Source organism: Rhizobium sp. Leaf341, assembly GCF_001424325.1.
In the GTDB taxonomy this organism is placed as follows: Bacteria; Pseudomonadota; Alphaproteobacteria; order Rhizobiales; family Rhizobiaceae; genus Ferranicluibacter.
The window spans coordinates 994,480-1,006,087 of the sequence record NZ_LMPE01000015.1; the positions used below are offsets into that span (position 1 = coordinate 994,480).

Consider the following 11,608-nt stretch of genomic DNA (forward strand, 5'->3'; position numbering starts at 1 on the left):
TGTTTTTCGTTGTGGATGCCTCAGGCTCCCGGAACGGTCCCTGCCCGCCTTTTGCGCCCGTCCAGCACGACCAGCAGGATGACGCCCAGAAGGCCGATGAAGCCGCCGAGGATTGACGTGAAGCCGTAATCCCCGATCCGCGTGCCGACGGCAAACACGACGGCACTGATGCCGGCGCTCAGGAACATGTTCACCGCGATCAGCGAGCTGCCGAGACCGGGACGGTCGGCGATCAGATCCTGAAGGTAGGTGATGGGCAGGCTGATGATGGCCGCGGCCGCCATGCCGCTGATCAGCGTCTGGGCATAGATGTGCCATGTCTGCGTCGCCATGCCCTGCAGCCCCAGATAGACGGCATAGAGCGTGGCGCCGATGACCAGCGAGCGCAGCGACGTGATCCGCCGTTCGGCCGCGCTCCAGAACAGGATGAAGACGATTTCGAGCAGCGCGACCACGCCGACGACGATGCCGATGTCGCGCACCGTGCCTCCGGCCTTGCCGGTGATGATCAGCGAGCGGACCGCATCGTTGACGAACAGCATGGAGCAGATGAGCGCGATCGCAAGAAGCCGGAGCGCGACGCGCGGCGTTGCGACCTCGCCGAGCGAGGCAAGAATCCGGTAGCGCGCGGCATCGTCCCGGTTTTCAAGCGGACGCGGCCGTGGAAGATAGAAGGCGGCGAGGATGAAGCAGACGCCCGCAGCCAGCGCCGCGATCAGATAGGCCGGCAGCATCGACGTCGATCCGGCCAGCGCAATGCCGACGAGGCCGGGCACCAGCACCCAGGAGAGCGAGATCGTGGCGCGCATCGTCGCGTTCACCGCGACCAGCTGCGACTGTGCGAGCCCGCCGGAGGCCGCCCGCACATTGGCGAAGATCAGCGAGTTCAACGCTCCGAAAACAGGCAGGAGGACGAGCTTGGCAATGACGAAGGCGGTGATCGTCGCCGAGAGATAGACGAGCCCGAAACCGGTGATGCCGAACAGTGCGACATAGAGAATGGACGTCCGGTAATCGCCGAGCCGATCGGCGAAGATGCCCATCAGCACGCTCGCCGTGACGCTGACGGCGGCCGCGGCAAACATCAGGCTGGCATAGCCGCTATCGGTCAGCCCGAGCTCGCGAATGCCGATGATCGACTGATACGGCTGTGTCGCCGCGCCGGAAAACCCGAAGAAGAAGATGGCCAGCGCGCTGACGCGGAGTGACGGGTCCCGCAGGGCGGTCGCGATCGAGAGGCTCATGGAAACACCAGGGCGCAGAACAGCCCAGCTTGAGAGACGGCAGATCGCCAGGGTGTGAGAGTGCAGCGTGTCGAGTGCGGGCACAGGCCGAGCGCAACGTTCAAGAGCGACGGTCCGTTCCCCTGAAAGACGGCTCGCACGCCGACGATCAGGCCCAGCGCGCCGACGATCGCGGCGCCGCGACGAAGTCGAAATCCCGAACGAAGGGAAAGGACGGACGCTGGCGCCGCATATTGGGCAGGCGCTCGATATCCTGGTTGATGACGCCGTCGGTCAGCGCCATGAGGTTCGGCCGTGCGATCGGCGCAAGTTCGGGGGAAAGATAGCCGGACTTGACGACGAGCAGACGGACGTCCTTCGGATCGATGCCGTGACGCGTGAAATCCGCGATCCGGTGGTAGGGCCGCCGGCGCGCCGCAAGGATGACCGTGATGCCGCTGACGGCAACGACCGCCTGCCGTTCCTCCGGACCCGCGGGGTCGTCGAGCCGGACAACGGTGGCAGAAACCGTGGCCGACGGACTGGCGGGGTCGAGCGCTCCGCCGATCGTCAGCGACAGGGTCGCCCCCTCGCCGGCGGCAAAGCAGGCCTCCACGGCCGGCCGGTCGGTGATGCCACCGATGACGGCCCCCTGGACATCACGTTCGACCAGCGCGTTCAGCACATCGGCGCGGTCGCCGACGCCGCCGCCCGTCGGGTTGTCCCCGGAATCCGCCAGAACGACCGGCCGCGTCGTCGCCTGTTCGGCGATCTCCAGCATGTCGGCCAGCGGCCCGGTGACGGGACCGAAGCGGAAAGCCTCGCGGGCGTTCCAGTAGGACATCGCGATCTCCGCTGCGGCAGCCTCGGCCGCCGCCTTGTCCGTTCCGGTCACGACGGCGCAGGCCGTTCCGCGCGGCTCGTCGGCCCAGACATAGCCGACCATGAGATTGGCGTCCCAGATCCCGGGCGCCGCGTCGTGGCGGGAAAGGGCATCGTAGAGGCTCTTTGCGGGCTCGTCCTCGGTGGAGGTCCGCTCGCCCGGCAGCAGCACCGGCACCGGCGCCCAGGCGACCCCGGGTCTGGTCCCCGTCTGCAGCGCCTTGCCCAGCATGGACCAGGCCCGGACCATGGTTTCCCGCACGTCGATATGCGGGGCTGTGCGGTAGGCCGCGAAGATATCGAGCTGGTCGATGATGCGCTGCGTCACGTTGCCATGCAGATCGTAACTTGCGGCAACGAGGATATCCGGCCCCACCACGGCGCGCGCCGCCGAGATCCAGTCGCCCTCCGCATCGTCCATGCCCTCGACGTTCATGGCGCCGTGCATGGCGAGGTAAAGGCCGTCGATCGGCAACGCCGCTTCCAGAAGCGCGAGAAACTCCGCCTTGAACCCTTCATAGGTCTCCCGCGCGAGCGGTCCGCCGGGCACGGCGCGCGCATGGAGCAGCGGCCTGATGTCGGCATTTCCCAGGAACGAGAAATAGTCGGCCGACAGCAGCTCGCCGCCGCGAAGCACGCGGAAGTCCTCCGGTTTCATCAGGACCGGGGACGAGGTGCTGCATTCGGTGTGGATGCCGCCGACGGCGATGCGGAAGGTCATGATGTCGGGCCTTTGGAGGTTCGGAAGACGAAGAGGAAGACGCTTGCGGAAAGACGGCAGACGGCGCCCCTTGGCCCTAGAGCTTCGGGCTCAAGGGCGCCAGGGCGGCGAAACGCTGCCAGTCTTTGCGCGCGCGCGGTGTCCAGGCCGCCTCGGCGATTGCGGCAAGCCGGGGAAAGACAAGATGGTTGAAGTAATCGCGGTTGAGAAAATGCTCCGACCAGATGCACGCCTGGACGCCGCGCATGCGTGCCTGCAGCGCTTCGGGAAAGTCGCCGACCGCCTCATAGGTGTAGGTATGCTGCGGCGGCACGGTACCGGCCCAGCTCGCGCCCGGCTCCTGGAAGGCCTCGTCCTGCACCATGTCGAGATAATAGGCCTGTCCGGGCGTCATCACGACATCATAGCCCTGCGTTGCGAGCTCGACACCGACCTCCGGCTTCTGCCACGCCATCAGCAGTGTCCCCTCGGGATCGACGCCGCCGCCGTGGGAAACCTCGTCCCAGCCCGCAAGCCTGCGCCCGCGCTCCGACAGCATCTGTTGGATGCGCTTCATGAAGTAGCTCTGCAGCCCGAACGTTCCATCGATGCCCTCGTCCGCCATCAGCTTGCGGGCGAGCGGCGACGCCATCCAGGTGTTGGACGCGACCTCGTCCCCGCCGATATGCAGAAGTTTCGACGGGAAAAGCGTGACCATCTCGTCGAAGACCTTGCCGAGAAACACATAGGTCTCCTCGACGGCGGGATTCAGCGCATTGTTGGGAAAGCCCTGGACGGAGCGGTAGCTGTCGGGCGCTTCCTGCCCGTCGGCAAGGTCCGGCAGGGCAACGAGGGTCGCCGTGCTGTGGCCGGGGATATCGATCTCCGGCACGACCTCGACATGCAAGGCCAGCGCATGCGCGACGATCGCCCTGACGTCGTCCTGCGTATAGAAGCCGCCCACCGGCTCGGCGCCGTTGCCGAGCTGGGGCAACATCGGCGCGTCGGGTCCGCGCACGACGCCGAGTGTCGTCAGCGTCGGATAGGCCTTGATCTCCAACCGCCAGGCCTCGTCATCGGAGAGATGCCAGTGGAACACGTTCATGCGGTACCAAGCGAGGATGTCGATCAGCCGGGTAATGTCGGCAACCGGGTAAAACTGCCGCGAGACGTCGAGATGGCAGCCGCGCCAGACATAGCGCGGCGCGTCGGCGATCTCGCCGGTTGCAGGAAACCGGAGCAGGGCTTTTTCGGTCCGTGCGCCGTGCAGCATCTGCGCAAGTGCGGTCAGCCCGTATTGCCGCCCGGCCGCGCCGCCATAAGCCAGCGTCACGCGATCGCCGATGTCCAGTCGAAAGGCTTCGGAGCCGAGATCGTCTGCCTGTCGAAAGACGAGTGCCTTGCCCTCATGCACCGGTGCGAGCGACAAAGGCACATGTCCGACGCTGAAGAGCCGACGGTAGAGGGCGACGACGGTGCTGACCGCTTTCAGGTCTGCGACGCCGGTTCCCTCGGCCGGATAGAGAGCCACCGGCACCGTCTCTCCGGGCGTCAGGCTGGCGGCCTTCGGCCAGGGAAGAAGGTAAAAGGGTTCCGTTACCCGGCCCTCCGGCATCAGGTCCGGAGCCGGCTCGGCCGGGCGTCCGCCGAGAAGGAGATCGTCCACGTCGACCGGCACATGGCTGCCGTCGGCCAGTGTCACATAAGCGGATTTTGCGCCATCCGTCCGATGCTTGGCCGGGCGCCACAGACCGGACACGGTGAAGCGCCAGCTGCCGCCCGGCGCCAACACGAACCCTTCCGGCGGGGCGAACTGGTGAAAATTCGCGTTGCGCAGGAGAAAGGTGGCGTTGTCGCAGGCCGGGTCGTCCATCACGCGCGTCAGCGAAGTATAGGCAAGCCTGAAGCCCGAGATCGGCGCATCCGACAGGTTGAACAGCGTAAAGACGAAGCCGCCGCATGCCTCTCCCGCAATCGGGTGCCAGCTGTTCTCAAGCCGGAAATCCTGTGCCTTTGCCATGGTGGTTACCCCTTCTGGACGATCGCGATGTCAGTAATGTTCGGATTGTGAAAATGTCCGCGCCAGCTCGGCTTGGCCCGCCGTCAGACCGCAATCGACCGCAAGGCAGACGCCGGTGATGGCGCGCGCCTGCTCGCTTGCCAGGAAGAAGACCGCATTGGCGACATCGTCGGCCGTTGCGATGCGGCGCAGCGCGTACCAGCGTTTGACGTCCTCGAACACCTGCGGATTGGCGCTTGCGCGGGCCTCCCAGGCCTGGGTGCGCACCGTGCCCGGCGCAACCGCGTTGGCGCGGATGCCGAACTTGCCGTATTCGACCGCGATCGATTGCGTGAGATGGATCAGCCCGGCCTTCGCGGCGCTGTAGGCCGGATGGCCGAAGACCGCGAGGCCATTGACGGAGGCAATGTTGACGACCGAGCCCTCGGATGCCTTCAGGGCGGCCTCCAGCGCGCGAAACACCAGGAAGGGCGCTTCCAGATTGAGCGCCGCATCGGCCCGCCAGATGGCGCCGTCCGTTTCGTGCAGGCTCACTGCCCGGGCGGCACCGGCGTTGTTGACCAGCGTTTGCACCTGCCCGAGACCGGCCGTCGCCTCTGCCATCGAACGGATGCTCGTCTCGTCGGTGACGTCGCACACGATCGTCGCGAAACGGGAAGCGTCGCCCAGATCCTGCGCAGCGGTCTCCAGCGCCGCCGCATCGATGTCAACCAACGCGACCACGTCATGGCTCGCGGACAGCCGGGCGGCAATTGCGCGGCCGATATCGCCGGCTGCTCCCGTTACGACGGCAACCGAGCGGGTCATCGGCATGCTGGGCTCCATGACACAAGCGTACGAGGCATGATCAGTCTCCCAGAATCTGGCGGTCGTCGCCGTCGCGGTGTTCGACCAGTTGTTGCTTGATATGGCGCAGCGTCACGGTGGAGAGCTTGCGATTGCGGTAGGCGACGAGGCTTGCGATCACGTCCACCACCGCCAGGAACGCGAAGCGGGTGGACGTCGGGCGGAAGATGTTGGCCCCCTCCGGCAGATCGATGCCGATGACGAGCTCGGCCGCCTGCGCCACCGGACTGTCGGTCTGTGTCAGCGCGATGGTAGTGATGCCGCTTTCGCGGGCCAGTCCGAAGCAGCGGGCGAGATCCTGGTTGCGTCCCGAAAAGGACGAGCCGACGATCACGTCATTGGTGCGGGCAGCGGCCGTCAGCATCAGCTGCATGTTGTGATCGTTGCTGGCCGTGACGCGGGAGCCGAGACGAAACAGCCGGTTCTGCATCTCCGTCGCGATCATCGAGGAATTGCCGCCCGAGCCGAACGTGTAGACCATTTCGGCACGCGAGAGACGGTCTGCGACCTTATCGAGAACCACCGGATCGAGCGCCCGATGCATCATGAAGAGCGCATTCTGCGCCTTGGTGATAACATCTTCCGCCACATCTGCCGGCTCGGTGCTCTTGGCCTCCGGGTTGAGGTAGCGCACGCCGACGAAGGCCGTCTTGGCGAGCTTCACCTTGAAGTCGGAGAAGCTCTGGCAGCCGACATTGCGGCAGAAGCGGGTGACCGTGGGCGGGGAAACCTCGGCCCGCTCGGCAAGCTCGATGATGGAGGCGTTGACCGCGAACTCGAAGTCGCCGAGCAGAATATCCGCGATTCGCTGCTCGGACGGAGAAAACTGTGCCCGGCCCTCCTGGAGCGTCGTGAAGATATCCATCCCGCCTCCCCGAAGCGTTTCTGCCCGGCCTCAGCCGCAAGCCCTTACGCCGGCGCCTTGTAGGCGACGCAGTCGATCTCGACCTTGCAATCCACCATCATGGAGGCCTGGACGCAGGCGCGCGCCGGCGGATGTTCGCCGAAATACGTCTGGTAGATCTTGTTGAAGGTCCAGAAGTCGCGCGGATCGTCCAGCCAGACGCCGCAACGAACGACATGCTCGACGCCGTAGCCGGCCTCGTCGAGGATGGCCAGAAGATTGGCGATGGTCTTGTGCGTCTGCTCGACGATGCCGCCCGGAATGATTTCGCCGTCTTCCATCGCCACCTGGCCGGACACATGCAGCCAGCCGGCAGCCTCCACGGCGCGGGCGAAAGGCAGCCTCTGGCCACCGGCACCGGCTTTCTCGGCACCATATCGCTTGATGGTCATCACGGCCCTCTTGCAAATTATTTTCGTCGATTGTTGACAATGGACCATAGAAAACCGAACTTGACCAGAGTTTTCGAAGCTTCATGAAAATAATTTAGACCAAAGGGCGTCTCATGCGCGATCCCCATGCCAATCCGTTTCCGGCAAGCGATACGGCCCGTCATGCCATCTGGGAGATGCTGGTTCCGCGCGACATCGACGCCTTTCTGGCCGCGGACTGGTCGATGGTCTCGGGCGACTTCGTGGAAGAAGGCTTTCTCGCCGTCAGCGGCAACCACAAGCCGGACCCGGACGACTGGAGCCTCGCCTTTCCCTCGCTGGACGCCTACCGCGACGAATGGCTGAAGCAGGCTCGCGACTTTCAGGGCCAGACCTATGGCGAAGATCCGCGCAAGGCGATCTTCACGACGACGACGCTCGAGGAGATCGACGTGAAGGGCGACACGGCGCTCGCGCGCAAGAAGTTTCAGGGCGGCATCCGCAAAACCGATGGAAACCTCGACGTGATGCAGTGGCAAACGCTCTACACCTGCCGCCTGCATGAAGGCCGCTGGAAGATCTGCGGCTTCATCGGCTACCTGCCGAACCCCGTCCGGTGAGCGGCAACGTTTCCGGCCGGCGCGTGTCCGGCACCCTGCCCTGCCAATTTGCGGAAGGCTGAATCTGTGCGCCTCTTTACCGCCGCCCTTGCCACGGAAACCAACACGTTCGCACCGATCTGCATTGACCGGCGGGCCTTCGAGGAATCCCTTTACGCGGCACCGGGGCAGCATCCCGCCACGCCGACGCTCTGCACCGCCCCCCTAACCGTGGGGCGAAAAGTCTGCGCGCGAAAAGGCTGGACGCTGATCGAAGGTACGGCCGCCTGGGCGGATCCGGCGGGCCTGATCAACCGTCAGGCCTATGAGAGCCTGCGCGACGAAATCCTCGACCAGTTGACGGCGGCCCTGCCGGTGGACGGCGTCGTCCTCGGTCTTCACGGCGCCATGGTTGCGGATGGCTATCTCGATCCCGAGGGAGACCTCCTGGCAGCCATCCGCGCGATCGTCGGGCCCGATATCCTGGTCTGCGCCGAAATCGATCCGCACAGCCACCTCACCGCCAAACGCGTCGCAGCCGTCGATTTCTTCGTCGCGTTCAAGGAATTCCCCCATACCGACTTCGTCGATCGCGCCGAGGATCTGTGGCGGATCGCGGTGGATACGCTGGAAGGTCGGGTGAGGCCGGTCATGTCCGTGTTCGATTGCCGCATGATCGACGTCTTTCCGACCTCGCGCGATCCCATGCGATCCTTCGTCGATCGATTGATGCGCATGGAAGCCGAGGATCACGAGATCCTGTCTTTGTCCGTCATTCACGGCTTCATGGCGGGCGACGTGCCGGAGATGGGCACGAAGACGATCGTGGTCACGGACGCTCAGCCGGACAAGGGCGAGCGGCTAGCGCGCGCGCTGGGTCTGGAGCTCTTCTCCAAGCGCGGAACCTTTATGATGCCGCAGGTGGACGAGGCCGAGGCCATCGAGCGGGCGCTGTCAAACCCGCACGGGCCCGTTGTCATCGCTGACATGTGGGACAATCCCGGCGGGGGCACGGCGGGCGATGCGACGGTCGTCCTCGCGGCGCTCCTTGCCCGCGGCATGGAAAACGTGGCGGTGGGCATGATCTGGGATCCGATCGCCGTGCAGATCTGCATGGCGGCCGGCGAAGGGGCAGAAATCCCGCTCCGTTTCGGCGCGAAATCCGCGCCCGGCACCGGCAACCCCATCGACGGACGGGTGACGGTCAGGCGCGTCGTTCGCAATGCCGAAATGCGCTTCGGCGAGAGCGTCGCGCCTTTTGGCGACGCCGCGCATATCCACCTCGACGGCATCGACATCATCTTGAGTTCGGTCCGCGTCCAGAGCTACGATCCGTCGCTCTTCACCGCGCTCGGCATCGACCCGACGTCGAAGCATCTGCTGGTGATAAAATCCACCAACCACTTCTATGCCGCCTTTTCGAAGATCGCGTCCGAGATCGTCTATTGCGCCGCCGGTTCGCCGTATCCGAACAAGCCGGCCGAGACGGCCTACCGTCGGGCATCGCGCGCGATCTGGCCCATGACGGCCGATCCCCATGGTCTCGGCACCCTTGCGGTAACACCGCCGGAGCAAGACCACGCGGAGCCTTTCCGCCCCTGAACAGGGAAAACAAGGCGGTTTTCCCGGCCATACCACATGGCCGAACCTTTCAGCCATGTCGGCATTGCCGAACCTTTCGGCCGCTGGCAGAACATGAACGCTATCAGACACGCTCGGGAGAGACGCCGATGACAACCCCGCCGCGGCCGCAGGTCGGCCAGTCCATCCTGTCGCTATCGACGCCCCTGCCCCTCATCGACGAGGACAGGCTGGCTGCCAATATCGGTCGTGTCCAGACCTATCTCGATGGCCACGGACTGGCTTTCCGGCCGCATATCAAGACCCACAAGATCCCTGCCATCGCCAAGGCGCAGGAAGCGGCCGGCGCGCGCGGGATCAATTGCCAGAAGATCACGGAGGCGGAAGTCTTCGCCGAGGCAGGTTTCGAGGATATCCTCATCACCTTCAACATTCTCGGCCCTGAGAAGCTCGACCGGCTGAAAGCCCTCAACGACCGTATCGCAAGCCTGAAGGTCGTCGCCGACAGTGCGTCCACGGTGAACGGACTCTCCGGCCGGTTTGCCGGGGGCAAGCCGCTGACGGTCCTGGTCGAATGCGACACCGGTGCCGGGCGCTGCGGCGTCCAGGACCCGCAGGCAGCGGCGGCCTTGGCCCAGACGATCGCCGCATCCGACGGCCTCGTCTTCGGCGGCTTGATGACCTATCCGAAAGCGCATGACGAAGGGTCCGTGGACATCTTCTTTTCCGAGACGATTGCGCGCCTCGCCGCCCTCGGCATTTCCTGCCCGATCGTCAGCAACGGGGGGACGCCGAGCCTGTTCTCCGCCCATCAGGTGCCCTCGGCCACCGAGCACCGGGCCGGCACCTATGTCTACAATGACAGGGCGATGGCCCGCTCCGGCCACTGCTCGCTCGACGATTGCGCGATGCAGGTCCTGGCGACCGTCGTCGCCCGTCCCACGCCCGATCGTGCCGTGCTCGACGCGGGCTCCAAGGCTTTGACCTCGGACCTCCTCGGTTTCTCGGATTACGGGATGATCCCGGCCTATCCCGATGCCGTTATCTCCGGCCTGTCCGAAGAGCACGGTGTGGTGGACCTGTCGCGGGTAACCGGCCCACGGCCCGCAATCGGCGACAAGGTGCTGATCATCCCGAACCACACCTGCGTCGTGTCGAACCTGTTCGATATCATGACGTTTCATCGGGACGGCGTCGTGACGCGTGTCGAGGACGTGGCCGCGCGCGGCCTGGTCTGGTGAACGTCTGACGCGAGGACTCCTCGCATCCCCAGGTGCGTCCTCGCATCCTCAAGTTCGTCCGCGCATCTTCAGGCGGCGGTCATCGCCGCCGGCATCTCGAGCGACCGCCAGTCCACGGTGCGCTCCAGCGCCTCGCCGTTGGCTTCAAACAGATGGCAATCGGCTGCCATGATGCCGGTGGAAACCGGCTGCTCCACGGCAAGCGGCGCGGACCCGGGAAGCAGCACGCAATAGGGCTTGCCGTCCGGCAGGCTGGAATAGGCGACCGTATTGATCCCGAGGCGCTCGATCACCGAGGGGATGATGGCGATGTTAAGATCGCCGGGGGTCAGCATCGTGTGTTCGGGGCGGATGCCGAGCGTCAGCGTCTGCCCGACGAGATCGCCGCGTCCGACGACCGGGATCGTGACCGTCTGGCCCGCGTAGTCAACTGTCACGCCTGCAGGACCGACGGCCGTGCAGGTCACTGGCACGAAGTTCATTTTCGGATTGCCGATGAAGCCGGCAACGAACAGGTTTTGCGGCTTGTGGTACAGCTCCAGGGGAGCGCCGACCTGGGATATGCCGCCGGCATTCAGCACGACGATACGGTCGGCCATGGTCATGGCTTCCACCTGGTCATGCGTGACGTAGATCATCGTGGCCTTCAGTTCGCGATGGAGCTTGGCAAGCTCGATGCGCATGTCGGCGCGCAGGGCCGCGTCGAGGTTCGACAGCGGCTCGTCGAACAGGAAGATCTTGGGCTCGCGGACGATGGCGCGACCGATGGCGACGCGCTGGCGCTGGCCGCCCGAAAGCATGCCAGGCTTCTGCTGCAGGCGCTGATCGAGATGCAGGATGCGCGCCGCGTTCTCGACCTTGGCCTTGAGCTTGCTCTCCTCCATCTTTTCCACCCGCAGGGGAAAGGCGATGTTCTCGAACACCGTCATGTGCGGATAGAGCGCGTAGGACTGGAACACCATGGCAATGCCGCGCTTGACCGGCGGCAGGTCGTTGACGCGCACGCCGTCGATAACGATGTCGCCGCTCGTGGTCGAGTCCAGACCGGCGATCATGCGCAAGAGCGTGGACTTGCCGCAGCCGGACGGTCCGACGAAGACGACGAATTCGCCGTTCATCACCTCGAGCTGGACGCCCTTCAGCACTTCGAAGTCGCCGTAGAACTTCTGCACCTTGTTGAGGAAAAGCTGTATCACATCGATCTCCGGTCGCCGAAGCGGGCGGCGTTGGTCTTGACGAAA

At 65.0% G+C, this 11,608-nt stretch carries 10 protein-coding genes; 3 read left to right on the plus strand and 7 right to left on the minus strand.

Annotation, left to right across the window (positions count from 1 at the left end; translation table 11 throughout):
• Window positions 1-20 precede the first annotated feature (20 nt).
• From ASG03_RS19290 to ASG03_RS19315, 6 genes are all read right to left on the minus strand, one after another.
• Complete coding sequence (locus ASG03_RS19290; protein ID WP_062479531.1) at window positions 21-1,244, minus strand: MFS transporter; 1,224 nt, start codon at window positions 1,242-1,244, stop codon at window positions 21-23.
• Window positions 1,245-1,392: 148 nt separating this feature from the next.
• Window positions 1,393-2,826 carry a M81 family metallopeptidase gene (locus ASG03_RS19295; RefSeq protein WP_062695167.1) on the minus strand — a complete coding sequence of 478 codons (1,434 nt, stop codon included), beginning with the start codon at window positions 2,824-2,826 and terminating at the stop codon, window positions 1,393-1,395.
• 76 nt (window positions 2,827-2,902) lie between these two features.
• Window positions 2,903-4,825 (minus strand): beta-N-acetylhexosaminidase, encoded by a 1,923-nt coding sequence (locus ASG03_RS19300; protein WP_062695169.1) that lies wholly within the window; start codon window positions 4,823-4,825, stop codon window positions 2,903-2,905.
• A 30-nt stretch (window positions 4,826-4,855) separates the two neighbouring features.
• Complete coding sequence (locus ASG03_RS19305) at window positions 4,856-5,632, minus strand: SDR family oxidoreductase (RefSeq protein ID WP_062695358.1); 777 nt, start codon at window positions 5,630-5,632, stop codon at window positions 4,856-4,858.
• 40 nt (window positions 5,633-5,672) lie between these two features.
• Window positions 5,673-6,536 carry a MurR/RpiR family transcriptional regulator gene (locus ASG03_RS19310; RefSeq protein WP_062479539.1) on the minus strand — a complete coding sequence of 288 codons (864 nt, stop codon included), beginning with the start codon at window positions 6,534-6,536 and terminating at the stop codon, window positions 5,673-5,675.
• A 44-nt stretch (window positions 6,537-6,580) separates the two neighbouring features.
• Window positions 6,581-6,967, minus strand: coding sequence for a RidA family protein (locus tag ASG03_RS19315; protein WP_062479542.1), 387 nt, complete (start codon window positions 6,965-6,967; stop codon window positions 6,581-6,583).
• 113 nt (window positions 6,968-7,080) lie between these two features.
• Here ASG03_RS19315 and ASG03_RS19320 point away from each other — a divergent pair, with 113 nt between their 5' ends.
• The 3 genes from ASG03_RS19320 to ASG03_RS19330 all read left to right on the plus strand — a co-directional run bounded on the left by ASG03_RS19320 (window position 7,081) and on the right by ASG03_RS19330 (window position 10,367).
• Complete coding sequence (locus ASG03_RS19320; RefSeq protein ID WP_062695171.1) at window positions 7,081-7,566, plus strand: hypothetical protein; 486 nt, start codon at window positions 7,081-7,083, stop codon at window positions 7,564-7,566.
• Between the two features lie 66 nt (window positions 7,567-7,632).
• Window positions 7,633-9,147, plus strand: a complete 1,515-nt coding sequence (locus ASG03_RS19325; protein WP_062695173.1) for a M81 family metallopeptidase — start codon at window positions 7,633-7,635, stop codon at window positions 9,145-9,147.
• A 128-nt stretch (window positions 9,148-9,275) separates the two neighbouring features.
• Window positions 9,276-10,367 carry a D-TA family PLP-dependent enzyme gene (locus ASG03_RS19330; protein WP_062695175.1) on the plus strand — a complete coding sequence of 364 codons (1,092 nt, stop codon included), beginning with the start codon at window positions 9,276-9,278 and terminating at the stop codon, window positions 10,365-10,367.
• A 68-nt stretch (window positions 10,368-10,435) separates the two neighbouring features.
• On the opposite strand, the gene ASG03_RS19335 is transcribed toward ASG03_RS19330, so the two are convergent.
• Window positions 10,436-11,563 carry an ABC transporter ATP-binding protein gene (locus tag ASG03_RS19335; protein ID WP_062479553.1) on the minus strand — a complete coding sequence of 376 codons (1,128 nt, stop codon included), beginning with the start codon at window positions 11,561-11,563 and terminating at the stop codon, window positions 10,436-10,438.
• Between the last annotated feature and the right edge of the window lie 45 nt (window positions 11,564-11,608).